Source organism: Ramlibacter tataouinensis TTB310, assembly GCF_000215705.1.
Lineage (GTDB): Bacteria > Pseudomonadota > Gammaproteobacteria > Burkholderiales > Burkholderiaceae_C > Ramlibacter > Ramlibacter tataouinensis.
The window spans coordinates 2,184,585-2,202,567 of record NC_015677.1; the positions used below are offsets into that span (position 1 = coordinate 2,184,585).

Below are 17,983 nucleotides of genomic sequence, written 5' to 3' on the forward strand. Positions count from 1 at the left end.
CACCCGTAGGAAGACGCCTCATGCCCGCGGCGGACATGCCGGGCCAGCCATTGCCGGCGGTGCTCGGCGCAGGACAGCCGCTCCCGCAAGGCGAAGGCCCTCGACTACAGCGCCGCCCCGCGGGCCGCGCTCCACTGCGGGAAAGCCACTGCACGACGAGCCCGCCATGCGCATCCACCACCTCAATTGCATCTCCACCTGCCCGCTGGGCGGCCACCTGATGGACGGCCGCACGCCGGGTGTCCTCACGCGCGGCCATCTGTGCTGCCACTGCCTGCTGCTGGAAACCGAGCAGGGGCTGGTCCTGGTGGACACCGGCCTGGGCCTGCGTGACGTGGCGCATCCGCGCGCGCGCCTGTCCGGCTTCTTCCTTGCCCTGCTCAGCCCAGAGTGGCGCGAGGAGATGACGGCGGCGCGCCAGCTCGCCCAGCTGGGGTACCAGCCGCGCGACGTGCGCCACATCGTGCTCACGCACCTGGACTTCGACCACGCCGGCGGCCTGGACGATTTCCCCCAGGCCACGGTGCACCTGCTGCGGCAGGAGCGCGACGCGGCGGCGGCGCAGGCGACCTGGCTGGACCGCCAGCGCTTCCGCCCGCAGCAGTGGGGCACGCGCGCGAACTGGCGGGTGTACGGCGCCGCCGGCGGGGAGCGCTGGTTCGGCTTCGACGGCGTGCGCCAGCCCGAGGGGCTGCCGCCCGAGGTGCTGCTGGTGCCGCTGCCCGGCCACACGCTGGGCCACGCCGGGGTGGCGGTGCGCCGCGACGACGGCCACTGGCTGCTGCAGGCGGGCGACGCCTACTTCCACCACCGCGAAATGGACCTGGAGCGGCCCTGGTGCACGCCCGGGCTGCGGATGTACCAGGCGCTGATGGAAAAGGACCGCCGGGCCCGGCTGGACAACCAGGCGCGCCTGCGCGAGCTGCGCCGCGCGCACGGCCACGAGGTGGAACTGGTCTGCGGCCACGACCCGGTGGAATTCGAACACGTCAGCGGGCGGCCGCTGGGCGCGCCGGCCGGCGCAGCGCAGGAGCCCGCACGCGGCCGGGGGTTCGCCCCGGCGGGCGGCCGCGCCTAGGTGGCCCAGGCCGTCGTGCCCATGCCCAGGCCAGCGAAGGTGCTGGCCGCCGCATCGCCGTGGCTGGGAGCCGGCGTGAGCGAAGCCGTCGCCGAGTCCTCGCCATCGAATTCCTCGGTCAGCAGGCAGCCGGGCGCCTCGCGCACCTGGTTGCGCACCAGGGCGTAAGCCTCGGGCGAGATGACGATGCTTCCGCCGCAGGCGGTGGCAGCCACCTGGGCCACCTCCACGGTGGCCGGGCCGACCACGCACCAGAAGATGGCGCTGCCCACGCGGAAGCTGGCGATCCCGGCCGGCGCGGTATGCAGGCCGATGCGCAGCCGCAGCTCGCTGGCGCAGCGCTGCAGGTTCAGGGCCATCTGCAAGGCGCAGCCCGGATCCTCGAAGAACAGCACGGTGCCGCTGGCACGCTGCCGGTCCACCTTGCCCTGGTGGCGCGAGGCCAGCCAGTCGACTTCGGCGGCGAAGCTTTCGCGGTCCGGCGCGGGCCAGCCGGCCATGCCGGGGCTGTCGATGCACAGCAGCGTGACCACACGCTGCTCGAAGGAGATGACGCTGCTGCCGCTGGCGTCGTGTCCGGTGTCGAGGGCAGCCTGGGTGAAATTCATGGGTGGTTTCCAGCGGTTCTGTGCAACCGGATGAAACCATCCTCCTCGCGCGGCGCCCTAGGGAAGACCTCCGTCTTCCCTAGGGAAAGCGCCTAGCGGCGGCCGCCGCTCGGGTCGCGTTCGCGGCCCAGCAGATCGGGCGTGCCGCCGGTGCGCGGCGTGTCCGAGGCCACCGCCCGCTCGCGCGCCGCCGTTCCCGCCTTGCCGTCGAGGCGTTCGACTTCCACGTCCTTGCGGCGGACGGTGTCGCTGATGGCTTCCTCGCGCTCGCGCACCTGCTTGCCCACCACCACCTCCTCGACCACGTGCGCGGTCTTGGCCACCACCGGCTCCTCGACCACCTCGCGCACCTCGATCTCGCCCTCGGTGAAGCTTTGCAGGTCCGCCGGGGTGGCCGGCCGGTCCACCGCATGCCGCTCGACGATGGCATGCTCCTCGCGCAGCCGCACCAGTTCACGCACCGGCCGCTCCGAGACGCGCTGGATGACGCGCACGCCGCCGCGGTCCACGGCGCGCTTGCCGACCTGCAGCTCCTCCTCCACGACGTTGAGCTTCTGCTGGCCGATGACGCCGGACTGGGCGTCGGTGCCGCGCGCCATCGCGCCGGTGGCGCCGGCGGCGATGCCGACGTTGGCGGCGCTGCCGGTCAGGCTGTGCGTGCCCACCGGCGCGCCGGCCGCCGCCTGCGTGCCGGGAGCCATGCCGTCCCACCCGGCGGCGCGCCATTGCTGCGCCCGCTCGTCGATGTCGATGGCGCCGCACTCGCGCATCAGGTCGGCCGCCCGGTCGGCCTGCTCGTCGGTCTGCGCGTCCACCACCAGCACCATGCTGCCGCGGTTCACCGCCTCGGAGTACACGCCGTGGTCGGCATGGCTTTCGAACAGGTTGGCGAAGAAGCTGCCGATGGACGCCATCACGCCCTGGTGCTGCTGCGGCTGGCCGCTGCCGGCCGTGCCGGTGGAGGCGGAAGCCGTGGCGCCCTGCTCCGGCTCGAGGTGGACCTGGTCGCGCGGGACGCCGGCCTGGGTCACTCGTTCCATGGCGCGCTGGGCGGAAGAGATATCGTCGAAGACGCCGATGACGGTTTGCATGTTGAGACTCCAGATGGGGGAAGGAAAAAAAGGAAGATGGAAACGGGCGTGGAACGTGTCGCCTGGCCGCCGGCCCTGGCGGCCAGGCTCAGGACTGCGGGGGCGGCCCTGGGCCCGAAGGCGGCTCGGCAACCGGCTCTTCGGCGCGCCACTGGCCGGTGGCGGGATCGCGCCGCTCGACCACGACCTGTTCGCGCCGCAGCCGCACCGGCGCCAGGCCGGCCGGCCGCTCCTCGCGGCGGCGGGTGATTCGCAGCTCCTCCACCAGCACCAGCTGCTTGTGCAGCACCAGCCGCTCCTCGACGACGGGCACGACCAGCACCTCGCCCTCATGGCGCGGCGCCATCGGGCCGTCGATCACGCGCCCGACCGGCACGCGCTCGGTTTCGACCACCTCGCGCACCAGGATCTCGTCGAGCTCGACTTCGGCCTCCTCGACCTGTTTGCGCACGCGCACCGCTTCGCCCGTCTCGACCTCGCGGCGCCCGACCTGCAGCACCTCCTCGACAACGGGGATGGTGGCGGTGGTGGTGCGCTGGACTGCGTCGTGCTTGGCCATGGCGGCCCATTCTTCTCCTCACGTCACGCCTGGCTGTCGGGGCCCGTCCCCCGACCCTGCGGGCGGGCGCGGCGACGCCCCGTAGGTCACGGCTGACGGCACGCTTCGTGCGTCAGGCGAGCGGCGCCATCAGCGCTTGCGCGTGCGTGCAGCGGGCCGTGCGCCTGGTCGGCCCAGGTCCAGCCGCACCCAGGCCGGCGCATGGTCGCTGGCATGCGGCTGGCCGCGCACCCATGCGTCCACGCCCGCGTCCTGCAGGCAGGGGGCCAGCGCGCGATTGAGCAGCAGGTGGTCGATGCGCAGCCCGGCGTTGCGCTCCCAGTGCTGGCGGAAGTAGTCCCAGAAGGTATAGGGGGCCGCCTGCGGGTGCCGCTCGCGGATGGCGTCGGTCCAGCCCTGCGCCAGCAGGCGCTGGTAGCGTTCGCGGCTCCCGGGCTGCAGCAGCGCGTCCTTCTGCCAGGAGCGCGGGTTGTAGATGTCGGCGTCGGTGGGCACCACGTTGAAGTCGCCGCACAGCACGACCGGGTGGCCCGAGTCCGCCAGGCCCTTGGCATGCGCGAGCAGCCGGTCGAACCAGGCCAGCTTGTAGTCGAACTTGGGTCCAGGCTGCGGATTGCCGTTGGGCAGGTACAGGCAGCCCACCACCACCCCGTCCACCGCCGCCTCCAGGTAGCGGCTCTGGTCGTCGGCTGCGTCGCCCGGCAGCTCCCGGCGGATTTCCACCGGCTCGGCGCCACGCGCCAGGATGGCCACCCCGTTCCACGAGCGCTGGCCCTTCCAGAGCGCGTGGTAGCCCGCTTCGCGCAGTGCCGCCGCCGGGAACGCCGCGTCCAGCGCCTTGAGCTCCTGCAGGCAGGCCACGTCGGGCTGCTCGCGCGCCAGCCACTCGAGCAGGCCGGGCAGGCGGCTCTTGATCCCGTTGACGTTGAAGGTGGCGATCTTCATCCGGCCATCATGGCCGAGGTGGACCGCACCACTGCGTAGGAGCCCGCCGCTGGCGGCACCGTCCTACCGGCGCGCGATCGGGCCCGTCCTAGAGTGGCGGATCGACAAGGAGCACACCGCATGAACCCTCAGGATCCGAAGCCGGGCGGGAGGCCGGTAGCCCAGGCCGACGTGCTGGGTGAGGACGCCGTCGCCACCGGCGCGATGGAAGGCCTGTCCGGTGACGCGGGCGCCCGGACACCGCCCGACCGCGGCCAGGCTGCCCGCGGCGACGAGGAAGGCGAAGCACGGCCGGGCAAGGACGAGAACCAGGCCGGCTTTCTCAAATCCGACAGCGACGGGCCTGGGCGCGGCTAAGGTTTTCGCCAGGTGCTTCCGTGCGGAAAAGCTCAGAGCCCGAGGTTCTTGCGGCTGAACGCCTCCGCACCGCCGCTGCCGCCGCCGTCCGGAAAGTCGTGCGGATCCAGCCGGCGGCGGCGCGGTTGGGGCGCCTCGATCACCGTGCTGGCGCTGCTCTCCCCATGGTCGGGCTTGGCGGCTGGCGAGGCGGTCGGCGGCGCGTCCTGCTTGGCGCTGGTGGGGCTGGTGTCCTGGCGCGACACGGGTTCTCCTTGCAAGTGGTCGGCGCAGGATAGGCAGCCAGCCTGCCCGCGGCTGTCGGACGGCGCCGCGCAAGGAGCCCGGCAGCGAACTTGGGGCTTGGATCGCCTTCCAATGCGCATGGGCCACCATCTTGCTGCCGTGCTCGGGCTCGCAACCCTGCTTTGCGCCACGGCCGCAGCGGCCGCCGATCCGCTCAAGTCACCGGCCTGCGGCCAAGCCATCGCCGCGCTCGAGTCGGTGCGTGCCGGGACACCGGACACGGCGGACCGGCGCGAACGGGTCCACGCCGCGCGCAGCCAGGCCGCGCGCATCTGCCTCGGGCAGGTCGATCCGCCGGCGCGCACCGCGCGCCCGGCCGTGGCGCCGCTGCAGGTGCCGCCGCCTCTTATCGATCCGCCGCCGTTGCCGCCGGTGGCCGTGACGCCGCCCGTCTCCCCGCCCGCGCCGGCCTGGCGGCCGCCGCCCGTGGTCACCAGCTGCGACGCCGGCGGCTGCTGGGACAGCGATGGCACGCGACTGGACCGCGCCGGCCCGCTGCTGACGGGGCCGCGCGGGCCTTGCATCCAGCAGGGGGCGGTGCTCTCCTGCCCTTGAACGGAGGCGCCGGCTTTTGTGGCCCAATGGCGCCTTCGCTTTTTATTCAAAACAAGGACCAGCCATGGGCAACAAGATCGTGACCGAAGCCGACCGCAAGCGCAGCGCCACGCCGCCGACCACCGCCAATTTCACCGCGCCCCGCAGCGGCGGCGGCCAGAAAATCAGCCTCGAGCGCGGCAGCGCCACGCGCAGCAAGAAGAACCCGGGCAAGCGCCCGCACAAGGGCGGCTGAGGCCTGCATCTCCCGCGAGGCCGCCACGGCCTCGTCCTACACCGCCGGGCGGCCAGCCGGGCGATAACAAGGCATCGCGCGCCACGCGCTTGAGGATGCCTTTCATGCAGCTCGACATCTACCGCCGCCCCGAACCCGAACACAAACTGTCCTACCTGGCCGTGCCCTCGGACCAGGCCATCCCCGAAGAGGCGACGAACACCGACTGGGTTCTGCACGCCCGAGCCGTGGAACTGGACGAGAACGCACCCTCGTTCGCCGAGTACGGCATCGACCGCGCGGCGCAGCAGATGGCCGAGAAGGGCTACGCCATCACCAGCCTGGCGCACCAGATCGAAGCCGGGGACTGAGCCCGCGGGGCAGGAGCGTCCGGCAGAACGGATGTGTTAGAAACCAAGGGCGCCGCCGACCGGGGGGCGCCCCGGGTTTCGCATGCGCCTACGCCTTCGCCTTCTGCTGCTCGTCCTCGCCGTCCTGATCCCGGCCTTCGCCATGTCGGCCATCGGCATGGCCCATGTCTGGCACGAGCAGCAGAAGTTCAACCACGAGTCGCTACGCGAGGCCGCGCGGGCCCTGGCGCTCGCGCTGGACCGCGAGCTGCGCGAGCGCGAACGCATCCTGCTGGCGCTGGCCAGTTCGCCCCCGCTGGCGGCGGGCGACCTGCGTTCCTTCCATGCCCACATCCAGTCGGTGGGGCAGGCCCTGCAGGCGTCCATCATCCTGTCGGACACCTCGGGCCGGCAGCTTCTCAACAGCCGGCTGCCTTTCGGCACCGAGCTGCCGCGCATGACCTCGCAGGAGCGCGCGTTCCGCGCGCAGTACGGCAACGAAACCACCCTGGTCAGCAACCTGTACCTGCCCCCGGCGGGGCTGGGGCCGTACAGCTTCGCGGTGCAGGTCCCTGTGCGCAACGCGGCCGGCCGGGTCGAGCACTTCCTCATGCTCGGCTCGCCGGCGCGCCAGCTGCAGGGCCTGCTGGAGGCGCAGCGCCTGCCGCCGGGCTGGCTGGCCACCATCACCGACCGCGAGGGCTACCTGGTGGCCCGCAACACCGAGGAGACCCGCTACGTCGGCCAGCGCCTCAGGGCGGACCTGCTGGCGCGCCTGCCCGAAGGCGCCGGCTTCCACCAGGGCGTCACGCTGTCCAACCTGGACGGCTCGGGCTTCTTCAGCCGCGCCGCGGAGTCCGGCTGGTACTTCATCGTGACCGTGCCGACCGACCAGCTCCAGGGCGCGGCCGTCCGCACCACGGCGCTGATGGCGGCGATCTCGGTGCTGTTGCTGGCCGTGGCCGTGGCCGCGGCCTTCGCCGTGGGACGGGCCATCGCGCGGCCGATGGAATCGCTGCGGCTGGCCGCCGGCCGCCTGGGCCGCAACGAGCCGGTGCAGCCGCAGGCCAGCGGCATCGTCGAGATGGACGCGGTCCATGCGGCCATGGTCGACGCCAGCCGCCGCCTGCGCGATGTCAATGCCGACCTGGAGCGCAAGGTCGCCGAGGCGATGGCCGGCTACGAGCAGTCGCAGCGGGCGCTGATGCAGGCGCAGAAGCTGGAGGCGCTGGGCCGGCTGACGGGCGGCATCGCCCACGACTTCAACAACGTGCTGCAGACCCTGACCACCGGCCTGCAGGCGGCCAGCCATCAGGCACCCGAGAAGGTGCGCGCCCTGCTGGCGATCTGCCAGCGCGCGGTCACCCGCGGGGCCGAGCTGGCGCGCCAGCTCGCCGTTTTCGGCCGGGTCCAGGAGGTGCGCATCGAAACGGTGGACCTGGCGTGCCGGCTGCAGGAGGCACGGCCCCTGCTCTCGGGCGCCCTGCCCAGCAACGTCGAACTGGCCTACGACCTGGGCCCCACGCTGTGGCCGGTGATGCTGGACCCGGCGCAGCTCGAGCTGGCCCTGCTGAACCTGGTGATCAACGCGCGCGATGCCATGCCCGGCGGCGGGCAGGTGGTGCTGCGGGCGGTCAACGAGCCGCTGGCGCAGCCGCCGGCCGGGCTGCCCGCGGGCCACTATGTCGCGCTGTCCGTCGCCGACGACGGCGAGGGCATGACCGAGGAGGTGATGGCGCGCGCCTTCGATCCCTTCTTCACCACCAAGAGCATAGGCAAGGGGACGGGCATGGGCCTGTCGCAGGCCTATGGCTTCGCGCGCCAGAGCGGCGGCACCCTGGTGCTGCGCAGCCAGCCCGGCCGCGGCACCACGGCGACGCTGTACCTGCCGCGGGCGCGGACGCAGCCGGCGGCGGCGCCCGCGGCCGAGGCGCAACCGGTCACCCAGGGCCGCGGCCGCGTGCTGCTGGTGGAGGATGACCCGCTGGTACGCGACACCGTGCGCCCGGCGCTGGAGGCCGCCGGGTTCGAGTTGCGCTCGGCCGGTACAGCCGACGAGGCGCTGCGGCTGCTGGCCCAGGACCCGCAGTTCGACCTGGTGTTCTCCGACGTGGTGATGCCCGGCGCGATGACCGGCATCGACCTGGCGCAGCAGGTCCAGCAGCGCTGGCCGCGGATGCGGGTGGTGCTGGCCACCGGCTACTCGGACCGGCGCATCGACGTGCCGGGCGTGCGGGCGCTGGCCAAGCCGTACGACCTGCAGCAGGCGGTCCATGCCCTGAACGAGGCCCTGGCGTCGCGATGAAGTACGGCATCGCCGTGCGCACGCTGTGCGAGTTCACGGCCCGGCAAGGCGACCTGGACCTGCGGTTCACGCCCTCGCCCACGGCGCAGCAGGGCATCGCCGGCCACCAGCAGGTCGCGGCGCGGCGCCGCGCCGGCTACCAGAGCGAGATCGCGCTGCAGGCCGACTTCGGCCCGCTCACCGTGCGCGGCCGCGCGGATGGCTGGGACCCGGCGCTGCAGCAGCTGGAGGAGATCAAGACGCACCGGGGCGACCTGGCGCGCCAGCCCGCCAACCACCGCCACCTGCACTGGGCGCAGCTCAAGGTCTACGGCTGGCTGCTGTGCCAGGCGCGCGGCCTGGCCGAGGTGCGGCTGGCCCTGGTGTACTACGACATCGCCAGCGGTCGGGAGACGGTGCTGGCCGAGGTGCACGGTGCGGACAGCCTGCGCGTCTTCTTCGAGGAGCAGTGCGGCCGCTTCCTGGCCTGGGCCGAGCAGGAGCTGGCGCACCGGCAGGCGCGGGACGCCGCGCTCGCCGCCCTCGCCTTCCCGCATGCCGATTTCCGGCCCGGCCAGCGCATGCTGGCCGAGGCGGTCTGGCGCGCCGCCGCGTCGGGCCGCTGCCTGCTGGCCCAGGCGCCCACCGGCATCGGCAAGACCGTGGGCACGCTGTTCCCGCTGCTCAAGGCCTGCCCCGGCCAGCGGCTGGACCAGGTGTTCTACCTGGCCGCCAAGACGCCCGGGCGCACCCTGGCGTTGGAGGCGCTGCGGCTTCTCGCCGGTGGCACGGGCGACGGGCAGCCGCTGCCGCTGCGCGTGCTGGAGCTGGCGGCGCGCGAGAAGGCCTGCGAGCACCCGGACAAGGCGTGCCACGGCGAGTCCTGCCCGCTGGCGCGCGGCTTCTACGACCGGCTGCCCGCGGCGCGCGCCGAGGCGATCGGGTTGCCGGCGCAGGACCGCGCCGCGCTGCGCGAGGTCGCCCTGCGGCACCAGGTCTGTCCCTACTGGCTGGGCCAGGAACTGGCCCGCTGGGCCGACGTGGTGGTGGGCGACTACAACTACTTCTTCGACGCCACGGCCCTGCTGCATGCGCTCACCGCCGCCCAGGAGCGCCGGGTGGCGCTCCTGGTGGACGAAGCGCACAACCTGCTGGAGCGGGCCCGCGGCATGTACAGCGCCGAGCTGGACGAGGCGCAGCTGCTGGCGCTGCGCCGCCAGGCGCCGGTCGCCCTGAAGCGGCCGCTGGAGCGGCTGGCCCGCGCCTGGCGCGGGCTGCAGCGCGACCAGGCCGACACCTATGCGGCGCACGACGAGCTGCCCGGTCCCTTCATGGAGGCGCTGCAGCAGGCCGCGGCTGCCGTCGCCGACCATCTGGCCGAGGCGCCGGCCCAGCCGCCGGGCGAGCTGCAGCAGTTCTGCTTCGACGCGCTGGCCTTCGGCCGCCTGGCCGAGACCTTCGGCACGCACTCGCTGTTCGACGTGACGCTGCGCCAGGAGCGCGGCCGCACCCGGGCGCGCGTCTGCATCCGCAACCTGATCCCGGCCCCGCACCTGGCACCGCGCTTCGCCGCCGCCCACACCGCCACCCTGTTCTCGGCGACGCTGGGCAGCGCCGCGTTCTGCCGCGACACCCTGGGCCTGCCCGCCGACACCGCCTGGGTGGAGGTCAACTCCCCGTTCGTCGCCGACCAGCTGGCGGTGCACGTGGTGCGCGAGGTCTCCACCCGCTATGCCGACCGCGGCCGCTCGGTGGCGCCCATCGTGCGGCTGATGGCGCGCCAGTGGCGCGAGCGGCCCGGCAACTACCTGGCCTTCTTCAGCAGCTACGACTACCTGCGCCAGGTAGCAGGCCCGTTCGCCGACGCCCATCCCGAGATCCCCGTGTGGCAGCAGTCGCCCGGCATGCGCGAGTCCGAGCGCGAGGCCTTCCTGGCCCGCTTCGTGGCCGGCGGCAGCGGCATCGCCTTCGCCGTGCTGGGCGGCCCGTTCGCCGAGGGCATCGACCTGCCGGGCGAGCGGCTGGTCGGCGCCTTCATCGCCACGCTGGGCCTGCCCCAGGTCAACCCGGTCAACGAGCGCCTCAAGCAGAGGCTGCAGCAGGCCTTCGGCGCCGGCTATGACTACGCCTACCTGTACCCGGGCCTGCAGAAGGTGGTGCAGGCGGCCGGGCGCGTGATCCGCGGCCCCGAGGACCGCGGCGTGGTCTACCTGATCGACGACCGGTTCCAGCGGCCCCAGGTGCGCGGCCTGCTGCCGAGGTGGTGGCAGGTCGACACCGGACGGGCGCCGCCGTCCGCGAAAAAAGAGGGGGCCGATGTCGATTAACAGCCGACTCACGCATCGGTGCTGCAGGAGCGCGATGGTCGTGCTCCGTTCGACTGACTGGAGAAATGCGATGGAATACATGCTGATGTACTGGGAAACCGCAGAGGACGAGGCCTGCCGCAACGACCCGGCGCGGGCCGGCCCCTACTGGGCCGCATGGACGGCCTACATCGGCGCGCTGCAGGCCTCGGGTTGCATGACGTCGGGCAACGGCCTGCAGCCGCCGGCCACGGCCACCACGGTGCGCATCCGCGGCGGCCAGCGCCAGGTGCAGGACGGCCCGTTCGCCGACACGCGCGAGCACCTGGGCGGCTACGTCATCCTGGACGTCGAGTCGCTCGACCAGGCGCTTGAATGGGCAGCCCGCGCGCCCTGCGCCGCCACTGGTGGCACCGAGGTGCGGCCGGTGGAGCCGCCCCCGCCCGGCATCACGCCGCGCTGATGAGGCCGGCCGGCTGGAGCGAGGCCGAGGCGGCCGCGCGCGGCTCCTATGGCCGGCTGGTGGCCTGGCTGGCCTGGCGCTGGCGCGACCTGGCGGGGGCGCAGGACGCGATGGGCCAGGCCCTGCTCGCCGCCCTGGAGCGCTGGCCGCGCGATGGCGTGCCCGCCAACCCCGATGCATGGCTGCTGACGGCGGCCCGGCGCGAGCTGCTGCAGCGCTCGCGCCACCGCCGCGTGCAGGAAGCGCCCGAGGCACGGGCCGTCCTGGCCGGGGAACCGCAGGTGCCGCAAGCGCCCGCCGTGCCGGACGTGCGCCTGAAGCTGATGTTCGTCTGCGCCCACCCGGCGCTTGCGCCGGCCATCCACGCGCCACTGATGCTGCAGGCCGTGCTGGGGCTGCAGGCACAGACCATCGCCCAGGCTTTCCTGGTCTCGCCCGCGGCCATGGCGCAGCGCCTGGTACGGGCCAAGACCAAGATCCGCGAGGCCGGCCTGCGCTTCGAGGAGCCCGAGGCGCGCGAGCTGCCGCAGCGGCTGGCCGCGGTGCTGGAAGGCATCTATGCCGCCTACACCATCCGCACTGACGCCCTGGCGCTGCACGGCGCGCAGGCCGACCTGCTGCCAGAGCTGGGCACCGAGGCGCTGTTCCTGGCACGCCTGGCCGCGCAGCTGCAGCCGCGCAGCGCCGAGGCCTGGGGCCTGCTGGCGCTGCTGCTGTACTGCGAATGCCGCCGTGGTGCGCGCTTCGACGCGCAGGACCGCTTCGTGCCCCTGGCGCGGCAGGACACCGCCTTGTGGGACCGCGGCTTGCTGCTGGAGGCCGAGCGCTGCCTGCGCCAAGCCGCGGCGCTGGGCCAGCCGGGCTGCTTCCAGCTGGAGGCGGCGATCCAGTCGGCGCACTGCCAGCGTGCGTTCGACGGCGGCACGCCCTGGGGCGCCATCGCCGGCCTGTATGGCGCGCTGGTCGCCCAGGCACCGACCATCGGCGCACGCATCGGCCACGCGGTGGCCCTCGCCGAGGCGGGCGATGCCGCGGGCGGGCTGGCGCTGCTGGAGGCGCTCGTTGCGCCCGGCCTGGCCAGCCACCAGCCCTACTGGGTGGCCCTGGCCCACCTGCGCCGCGCCTGCGGCCACGCCGGGCCGGCCCGCGAGGCCTTGCAACGCGCCATCGGCCTGACGCCCGACCCGCGGGTGCGGGCGTATCTGCTACGCGAGATCGATGCCCTGGCCGTCAAGTGAACAGCTGGCGCCGCGCCGCGTTGGTGATGGCGGCGACGGCCGGGTGGGTGATGCGCCGCTCGATCGAGATCGCGTAGAACTCCACGGCCAGGTCGTCGGCCCGGCCAACGACCGAAACGCCGTACTGCCGGCGGATTTCCGCCTCCAGCACCGTGGGCGCGACGAACACGCCGCCGCCTTCGCGCCCGAACGCCTTGACCAGGGCACTGTCGTCGAATTCGCCCGCCACGGGCGGTTGCAGCCCCTGCTCACGCAGCCAGGCTTCCAGCCGTGGCCGCACCGCCGAGTCCGGCCCCGGCAGCAGCAACGGCAGCCGCTCCAGCACCTGCGGGAAACGCAGCCCGCCACGGTGCGCCTTGAGCAATGCGGGTCCAGCAAAAAAGCTGGTGCCCGACTTGCCCAGCACGTGGCTGAATGCCTTGACGCTCACCTGGGCGGGTAGCGGCACGTCCGAGATCACCAGGTCCAGGCGGTGCACGGCCAGCTCGCCCAGCAGGCTGGACAGCTTGCCTTCGCTGCACAGCATCCGCATGGCCGGCCGCAGCCGCATCGCCGGCTCCAGAACGTGATAGGCGATCGACTTCGGCACGGAGTCGGCCACGCCGACGCTAAAGCGCGCCACCGGGCCCGCGCCGCGCCCGCCGCCCTCGCCGCGCAGCGCCTGCTCCAGCTCGGCGCCGGCCGCGAAGATCTCGTCGGCGTACCGCAGGGCCAGCCGGCCGGCGGCCGTGAGTTCCACGCCGCGCCCCACCTTGCGCAGCAGCTGCTGGCCCAGGCGCTCCTCCAGCAGCTTGATCTGGGCGCTCAGGGTCTGCGGCGTGACGTGCAACCGCTCGCCGGCCTTGACCACCCCGCCGGCCTGGGCCACCGCCCAGAAGTAGTGCAGGTGCTTGTAGTTGATCATCAGTTTCTTCCGAAGTGTTGGCTGCTTAATTCGAATTTATCCCAGGAAGGCCATCCATTAGATTCGCTCCGTTCCGCATCTTCTTGTTGCCGAAAGGAGTAAGCCATGAACGTCGAAATCCGCGCCACCGAACTCAAGCTCACGGTGCGCCAGCGCGCCGACGCCGCCGCCCGCGTGCGCGCAGCGTTCGCCCGGCTCGCGCACCGCGTGTCGCGCGTCGTGGTCGACCTGCGCGGCGCGGGCGCCCACAAGTCGCGGCGCTGCGCGGTCGAGGTGCACATCCCCGGCGAGGCGCCGGTGCTGGTCGAGGACCGGCATGTCAACGTGGCCGCGCTGGTGCGCCGCGCGCTGGCGCGCGCCTGGCGCGCGGCCATCGCCCGCGTTGCGGCGCTGGCCGCGCGCCGCCCCATCCACCACCTGCCGGCGCCGGTGCGGCAAGCGCCATGGAAATGAGCGCCACGCTGCTGGCCATCCTGGCGGCGACCTGCGCCGCCGCGGCCCTGCTGTCCTGGCGCCGCGGCGACGCGGCGCGCGACGTCGGCCTGATGTCCGCGGTGGGCGCGGCGGCCGGCGGCCTGGGGGCCGCCCTCGCCATCGCCGCCTGAACAGACCGACTGGACACCATGGCCATGCCCGACCTCCTCCTCCAACCCTTCCTCGGCCACGCCGTCTGGCTGTGGCTGACCTTCCTTGTCCTGGTCGTCGCGCTGCTGGCCTTCGACCTGGGCGTGCTGCACAGGGACGACCACGAGATCGAGGTGGCCGAGAGCCTGTGGCTGTCGGCCGGCTACATCGCCGTGGCGCTGGCCTTCGGCGGCTGGCTGTGGTGGCAGCTGGGCCCGCAAAGCGGCCTGGAGTACTTCACCGGCTACCTGATCGAGAAGTCGCTGTCGATGGACAATGTGTTCGTCATCGCGATGATCTTCTCCTTCTTCGCCATCCCCCGCCAGTACCAGCACCGCGTGCTGTTCTGGGGCATCCTGGGCGTGATCGTGCTGCGCGCCGTCATGATCGCGCTCGGCGCGGCCCTGGTCTCGCAGTTCTCCTGGGTGCTGTACGTCTTCGGCGCCTTCCTGGTGCTCACCGGCATCAAGATGCTGTGGGTGGCCGACCACCAGCCGGACCTGGCGGACAACGCACTGCTCAAGTTCCTGCGCAGGCGCCTGCGCGTCACGCCCGAGCTGCGCGGCAACGCCTTCTTCGTGCGCGAGCCCGACCCTGTGACCGGACGGGCCGTGCTGTGGGCCACCCCCCTGTTTCTGGCGCTGGCCCTGGTCGAGTTTGTCGACCTCATCTTCGCCGTGGACTCGGTGCCGGCGATCTTCGCGATCACCACCGACCCTTTCATCGTCTACACCAGCAACATCTTCGCCATCCTGGGGCTGCGGGCGCTGTACTTCGCGCTGGCCGCGATGATCCACCGCTTCATCTACCTCAAGTACGCCCTGGCCCTGGTGCTGGTGTTCATCGGAGGCAAGATCTTCCTGGTGAACATCGTCGGCAAGCTGCCGCCGGTCTTCAGCCTGGGCGTGACGGCCGGCCTGATCGCCGGGGGTGTGATCGTCTCGCTCTGGAAGACCCGGGGCAGCGGGTCCGGCACGCGGCCGCCCGAGCAGGCTCGGCGGCCGGGCTGACATGGGCGACCCCGTCGTCCTGTTCTTCCTGCTGGGGTTGGCCGCCCGCCTGCTGCGCAGCGAGTTGCGCCTGCCGGAGGGGCTGTACGACATCCTGGCCTTCTACCTGCTGCTGGCCATCGGGCTCAAGGGCGGGGTGGAGCTGAGCCGGCAGCCGTTGGCGGACATCGGCACCCAGGTGGCGGCCTGCGTGGGCCTGGGCCTGGCCATCCCGTTCGCGCTGGTGCCGGTGCTGCGCGCGCTGGGCTTCAGCCGGGCCGACAGTGCCTCGCTGGCGGGTCACTACGGCTCGGTCAGCGTCGTCACCTTCGCCTTGGCGGCGGCCTACCTGCAGCGGCAGGCCGTTCCCGTGGAGGCGCACGCGGCGCTGTGGGTGGCGTTGATGGAGGCGCCGGGCCTGGTCGCGGCCATCCTGCTTGCACGGTGGCCGGGCGCCGGCAACCAGACCACGCCCTGGCGGCAGCTGGGCCACGATGTCTTCCTGGGCCGCTCGGTGCTGCTGCTGGTGGGCGGCATCGCCATCGGCGTTGGGCTGGGCGAGGCCGGCATGGCGCCCCTGCAGGCCGTGTTCGTCGAGCCGTTCAAGGGCGTGCTCGCGCTGTTCCTGCTGGAGCTGGGGCTGGTGGTGGGCAGCCGGCTGCCGGCGGTGCGGACCTTCGGCTGGCGCCTGCTGGGCTTTGCGGTCATCGCACCCCTGGCGCTCGCGGTGGCGGGCGCCCTGGTGGGCGTTGCCGTGGGCCTGTCCACCGGCGGCGTCGCGCTGATGGCGACCCTGGCCGCCAGCGCCAGCTACATCGCGGCGCCCACGGCCATGCGCATCGCCGTGCCGGAAGCCGACCCGGCGCTGTCGATCACGGCGGCGCTCGCGGTCACCTTCCCGTTCAATCTGCTGCTGGGCATCCCCTTGTATCTGCAGCTGGCGCGCGCCCTCTCCCCCTGACCGGCAGGCCTTCGGCGCCCGGCCCGCGCCAGCTGCTCTCGAACGGTCACCGCCGCCCTGCTGCCCGACAGGCAGCTACACTCGCTGGCCCATGCTGGTTCCTGCCCCCGCCCCGCCCACGGTGAAGGTGCTGATCGTCGACGACCAGCCGGCCAACCTGCTCGCGCTCGAGGTGGTGCTGCAGGAGATCGGGGCCACCCTGGTGCGGGCGGGCTCCGGCGAGGAAGCGCTGGCCCGCACGCTGCAGGACGACTTCGCCGCCATCCTGCTGGACATCCGCATGCCGGGCATGGACGGCTTCGAGGCCGCGCGCCTGATCCGCTCGCGCCCGCGCTCGCGCACCACGCCCATCCTGTTCGTCACCGCCTCGGACAGCGCCGAGCTGTACCTGGAGGATGCCTACGCGCTGGGCGCGGTGGACTTCCTGACCAAGCCGCTGCACCCGGCCGCGCTCAAGGGCAAGGTGTCGTTCTTCATCGAGCTGCAGCGCAGCCGCGACGAGCTGCGGGCGGCCGAGCGCCAGGCGGTCAACGAGCGGGCCTTCCTGTCGGCCGTGCTGGAGGCGGTGCAGGATGGCATCGTCGCCTGCGATCCCCACGGCGCCCTGACGCTGTTCAACCGCGCCACCCGCGAGCTGCACGGCCTGCCCGCTGCGCCGCTGCCGGCGACGCGCTGGCCCGAGTACTACGACCTGTACCGCCCGGATGGGCACACGCCGCTGTGGGCGCAGGAGATCCCGCTGGTTCGCGCCCTGGCCGGCGAGCGGGTGCGCAACGTGGAGATGGTGGTGGCGCCCAGGAACGGGCCGCGCCGCACCCTGGTGGCCAGCGGCCAGACGCTGTACGACCCCAGCACCGGCGCCAAGCTGGGCGCGGTGGTGTCCATGCACGACGTCACGGCCGAGCGCGAGGCCGACGCGGCGCGCGCCGCCGCCCTGCGCGAGCAGGCGCGGCGCGAGCAGGCCGAGGCCACTGCCGAGCTGCTGCGCGTCAGCGAAGAACGGCTGCGCCGGCTGGCCGAGCAGCTGGCCGAGTCCGACCGGCGCAAGACCGAGTTCCTGGCGACCCTGGCGCACGAGCTGCGCAACCCGCTGGCGCCGCTGCGCAACGGGCTGCACCTGATGCAGCGCGCGCAGGAGCCCGAGGTGCTGGAGCGCACGCGCGACATGATGGAGCGGCAGCTGAGCCACATGGTCCGCCTCATCGACGACCTGCTGGACATCGCCCGCGTCACCAGCGGCAAGGTGGAGCTCAAGAAGGAGCGCATCGACCTGCGGCAGGTCGTGGACAGCGCCGTGGAGATCAGCCTGCCGACCCTGGAAGCGGCCGGCCACCGGCTGGAGGTGCGGCTGCCGCCCGAGCCGCTGCCTTTGGACGTGGACCCCACGCGCATCGCCCAGGTGCTGGGCAACCTGCTGAACAACGCCGCCAAGTACACGCCCGACGACGGGCAGGTCGTGCTGCAGGCCCGCCGTCAGGAGGGGCAGGTGGTGATCTCCGTGACCGACAGCGGCGTGGGCATCCCCGCCGAGGCCCTGCCCCGGGTGTTCGAGATGTTCACCCAGGTGGGCCGCAACGGCGACCGCTCGCAGGGCGGGCTGGGCATCGGCCTGGCCCTGGTGCGCGCGCTGGTCGAGCTGCACGGCGGCACGGTGACGGCGTCCAGCGCGGGGCCGGGCCGGGGCAGCACCTTCACCGTGCAGCTGCCGCTGGCGGCCGACCTGCCCGCGGCCGAGGCGGCGCCCGCGCCGGGCGCGGACGGCGCGGCTGCCGGCGAATCGCTGCAGGTGCTGGTGGTGGACGACAACCAGGACGCGGCCGAGAGCCTGGCGATGATCCTGGAGATGAGCGGCCACCGGGCCCGCGTGGCCCATGACGGCGACCAGGCCCTGGCCCTGGCCCGCGAGTTCCGGCCGCAGGTGGTGTTCCTGGACATCGGCATGCCCGGCAAGAACGGCTACGAGGTGGCCCGCGAGATGCGCCAGCAGGCCCGGAAGCTGGGGCGCCAGCCGGTGCTGGTGGCCCTGACCGGCTGGGGCGGGCAGGACGACCTGGCGCGCTCCCGGGCGGCCGGCTTCGACCATCACCTGACCAAGCCCGCCGACATCGCCGCCGTCGAGAACCTGCTGGCCGGCCTGGAACCGGCCGTCTGAGCCGGCGGGCCCGGCGCCGG

20 protein-coding genes are annotated in these 17,983 nt (G+C 73.0%); 14 read left to right on the forward strand and 6 right to left on the reverse strand.

Features of this window, described 5'->3' with window-relative positions; translation table 11 throughout:
• Nucleotides 1-166 precede the first annotated feature (166 nt).
• Complete coding sequence (locus tag RTA_RS10580) at nt 167-1,078, forward strand: MBL fold metallo-hydrolase (protein WP_049871270.1); 912 nt, start codon at nt 167-169, stop codon at nt 1,076-1,078.
• Here the strand turns inward: RTA_RS10580 and RTA_RS10585 are convergent.
• The 4 genes from RTA_RS10585 to xth form a co-directional block, all read right to left on the reverse strand.
• Nucleotides 1,075-1,686, reverse strand: a complete 612-nt coding sequence (locus tag RTA_RS10585) for a nucleotidyl cyclase domain-containing protein (RefSeq protein WP_013901393.1) — start codon at nt 1,684-1,686, stop codon at nt 1,075-1,077. The genes RTA_RS10580 and RTA_RS10585 overlap by 4 nt on opposite strands.
• 92 nt (nt 1,687-1,778) lie before the next feature.
• Nucleotides 1,779-2,777, reverse strand: a complete 999-nt coding sequence (locus RTA_RS10590) for a YsnF/AvaK domain-containing protein (RefSeq protein ID WP_013901394.1) — start codon at nt 2,775-2,777, stop codon at nt 1,779-1,781.
• An 88-nt stretch (nt 2,778-2,865) separates the two neighbouring features.
• Nucleotides 2,866-3,336: a DUF2382 domain-containing protein gene (locus RTA_RS10595; RefSeq protein ID WP_013901395.1), complete on the reverse strand. Its 471-nt coding sequence runs from the start codon at nt 3,334-3,336 to the stop codon at nt 2,866-2,868.
• A 129-nt stretch (nt 3,337-3,465) separates the two neighbouring features.
• The gene (gene xth, locus RTA_RS10600) at nt 3,466-4,281 is read right to left on the reverse strand and encodes an exodeoxyribonuclease III (protein WP_013901396.1); all 816 of its coding nucleotides are present in this window, start codon (nt 4,279-4,281) and stop codon (nt 3,466-3,468) included.
• A gap of 120 nt (nt 4,282-4,401) precedes the next feature.
• Between xth and RTA_RS10605 the strand changes: the two genes are divergently transcribed.
• The gene (locus RTA_RS10605) at nt 4,402-4,638 is read left to right on the forward strand and encodes a hypothetical protein (protein ID WP_013901397.1); all 237 of its coding nucleotides are present in this window, start codon (nt 4,402-4,404) and stop codon (nt 4,636-4,638) included.
• 32 nt (nt 4,639-4,670) lie between these two features.
• Here RTA_RS10605 and RTA_RS10610 read toward each other — a convergent pair whose 3' ends face one another.
• The gene (locus tag RTA_RS10610; RefSeq protein ID WP_013901398.1) at nt 4,671-4,883 is read right to left on the reverse strand and encodes a hypothetical protein; all 213 of its coding nucleotides are present in this window, start codon (nt 4,881-4,883) and stop codon (nt 4,671-4,673) included.
• 139 nt (nt 4,884-5,022) lie between these two features.
• Between RTA_RS10610 and RTA_RS10615 the strand changes: the two genes are divergently transcribed.
• The 7 genes from RTA_RS10615 (at nt 5,023) to RTA_RS10640 (ending at nt 12,333) form a co-directional block, all read left to right on the forward strand.
• Nucleotides 5,023-5,478, forward strand: a complete 456-nt coding sequence (locus RTA_RS10615; protein ID WP_143762952.1) for a hypothetical protein — start codon at nt 5,023-5,025, stop codon at nt 5,476-5,478.
• 64 nt (nt 5,479-5,542) lie between these two features.
• Entirely contained in the window at nt 5,543-5,713 is a 171-nt protein-coding gene (locus tag RTA_RS21110; protein ID WP_013901400.1) for a hypothetical protein, read from the forward strand.
• Between the two features lie 104 nt (nt 5,714-5,817).
• Nucleotides 5,818-6,063 carry a DUF6139 family protein gene (locus RTA_RS10620; RefSeq protein ID WP_013901401.1) on the forward strand — a complete coding sequence of 82 codons (246 nt, stop codon included), beginning with the start codon at nt 5,818-5,820 and terminating at the stop codon, nt 6,061-6,063.
• Nucleotides 6,064-6,145: 82 nt separating this feature from the next.
• Nucleotides 6,146-8,347 (forward strand): ATP-binding protein, encoded by a 2,202-nt coding sequence (locus RTA_RS19760; protein WP_013901402.1) that lies wholly within the window; start codon nt 6,146-6,148, stop codon nt 8,345-8,347.
• Nucleotides 8,344-10,653: an ATP-dependent DNA helicase gene (locus RTA_RS10630; protein WP_013901403.1), complete on the forward strand. Its 2,310-nt coding sequence runs from the start codon at nt 8,344-8,346 to the stop codon at nt 10,651-10,653. The genes RTA_RS19760 and RTA_RS10630 overlap by 4 nt, the downstream gene beginning before the upstream one ends.
• A 70-nt stretch (nt 10,654-10,723) precedes the next feature.
• Complete coding sequence (locus RTA_RS10635; protein ID WP_013901404.1) at nt 10,724-11,095, forward strand: YciI family protein; 372 nt, start codon at nt 10,724-10,726, stop codon at nt 11,093-11,095.
• Nucleotides 11,095-12,333, forward strand: a complete 1,239-nt coding sequence (locus RTA_RS10640) for an RNA polymerase sigma factor (protein ID WP_013901405.1) — start codon at nt 11,095-11,097, stop codon at nt 12,331-12,333. Before RTA_RS10635 ends, RTA_RS10640 begins: the two co-directional genes overlap by 1 nt.
• On the opposite strand, the gene nhaR is transcribed toward RTA_RS10640, so the two are convergent.
• A complete protein-coding gene (nhaR, locus tag RTA_RS10645) occupies nt 12,326-13,234 on the reverse strand; it encodes a transcriptional activator NhaR (RefSeq protein WP_041676332.1) in 909 nt (302 codons plus the stop codon). The two genes, RTA_RS10640 and nhaR, sit on opposite strands and share 8 nt — an antisense overlap.
• A gap of 108 nt (nt 13,235-13,342) precedes the next feature.
• On the opposite strand from nhaR, the gene RTA_RS10650 reads away from it, so the two are divergent.
• From RTA_RS10650 to RTA_RS10665, 5 genes are all read left to right on the forward strand, one after another.
• Complete coding sequence (locus RTA_RS10650) at nt 13,343-13,690, forward strand: hypothetical protein (RefSeq protein WP_013901407.1); 348 nt, start codon at nt 13,343-13,345, stop codon at nt 13,688-13,690.
• Nucleotides 13,687-13,842 carry a hypothetical protein gene (locus RTA_RS20975; protein WP_158307830.1) on the forward strand — a complete coding sequence of 52 codons (156 nt, stop codon included), beginning with the start codon at nt 13,687-13,689 and terminating at the stop codon, nt 13,840-13,842. The genes RTA_RS10650 and RTA_RS20975 overlap by 4 nt, the downstream gene beginning before the upstream one ends.
• Nucleotides 13,843-13,866: 24 nt before the next feature.
• On the forward strand, nt 13,867-14,871 hold the full coding sequence (locus tag RTA_RS10655) for a TerC family protein (RefSeq protein WP_013901409.1): 1,005 nt from the start codon (nt 13,867-13,869) through the stop codon (nt 14,869-14,871).
• Nucleotide 14,872: 1 nt separating this feature from the next.
• Nucleotides 14,873-15,811 carry a sodium-dependent bicarbonate transport family permease gene (locus RTA_RS10660; RefSeq protein WP_013901410.1) on the forward strand — a complete coding sequence of 313 codons (939 nt, stop codon included), beginning with the start codon at nt 14,873-14,875 and terminating at the stop codon, nt 15,809-15,811.
• A gap of 91 nt (nt 15,812-15,902) precedes the next feature.
• A complete protein-coding gene (locus RTA_RS10665) occupies nt 15,903-17,963 on the forward strand; it encodes a hybrid sensor histidine kinase/response regulator (RefSeq protein ID WP_013901411.1) in 2,061 nt (686 codons plus the stop codon).
• Nucleotides 17,964-17,983: the final 20 nt, after the last annotated feature.

Bases quoted from the DNA above. Each gene is read 5' to 3' on its own strand.
- RTA_RS10665 (WP_013901411.1), top strand. From the start codon at position 15,903: ATGCTGGTTCCTGCCCCCGCCCCGCCCACGGTGAAGGTGCTGATCGTC.
- RTA_RS10650 (WP_013901407.1), top strand. From the start codon at position 13,343: ATGAACGTCGAAATCCGCGCCACCGAACTCAAGCTCACGGTGCGCCAG.
- RTA_RS10640 (WP_013901405.1), top strand. From the start codon at position 11,095: ATGAGGCCGGCCGGCTGGAGCGAGGCCGAGGCGGCCGCGCGCGGCTCC.
- RTA_RS10605 (WP_013901397.1), top strand. From the start codon at position 4,402: ATGAACCCTCAGGATCCGAAGCCGGGCGGGAGGCCGGTAGCCCAGGCC.
- RTA_RS10585 (WP_013901393.1), bottom strand. From the start codon at position 1,686: ATGAATTTCACCCAGGCTGCCCTCGACACCGGACACGACGCCAGCGGC.
- RTA_RS10660 (WP_013901410.1), top strand. From the start codon at position 14,873: ATGGGCGACCCCGTCGTCCTGTTCTTCCTGCTGGGGTTGGCCGCCCGC.
- RTA_RS20975 (WP_158307830.1), top strand. From the start codon at position 13,687: ATGAGCGCCACGCTGCTGGCCATCCTGGCGGCGACCTGCGCCGCCGCG.
- RTA_RS19760 (WP_013901402.1), top strand. From the start codon at position 6,146: ATGCGCCTACGCCTTCGCCTTCTGCTGCTCGTCCTCGCCGTCCTGATC.
- RTA_RS10590 (WP_013901394.1), bottom strand. From the start codon at position 2,777: ATGCAAACCGTCATCGGCGTCTTCGACGATATCTCTTCCGCCCAGCGC.
- RTA_RS10630 (WP_013901403.1), top strand. From the start codon at position 8,344: ATGAAGTACGGCATCGCCGTGCGCACGCTGTGCGAGTTCACGGCCCGG.
- RTA_RS10580 (WP_049871270.1), top strand. From the start codon at position 167: ATGCGCATCCACCACCTCAATTGCATCTCCACCTGCCCGCTGGGCGGC.
- RTA_RS10620 (WP_013901401.1), top strand. From the start codon at position 5,818: ATGCAGCTCGACATCTACCGCCGCCCCGAACCCGAACACAAACTGTCC.
- RTA_RS10655 (WP_013901409.1), top strand. From the start codon at position 13,867: ATGCCCGACCTCCTCCTCCAACCCTTCCTCGGCCACGCCGTCTGGCTG.
- RTA_RS21110 (WP_013901400.1), top strand. From the start codon at position 5,543: ATGGGCAACAAGATCGTGACCGAAGCCGACCGCAAGCGCAGCGCCACG.
- RTA_RS10595 (WP_013901395.1), bottom strand. From the start codon at position 3,336: ATGGCCAAGCACGACGCAGTCCAGCGCACCACCACCGCCACCATCCCC.
- RTA_RS10635 (WP_013901404.1), top strand. From the start codon at position 10,724: ATGGAATACATGCTGATGTACTGGGAAACCGCAGAGGACGAGGCCTGC.
- xth (WP_013901396.1), bottom strand. From the start codon at position 4,281: ATGAAGATCGCCACCTTCAACGTCAACGGGATCAAGAGCCGCCTGCCC.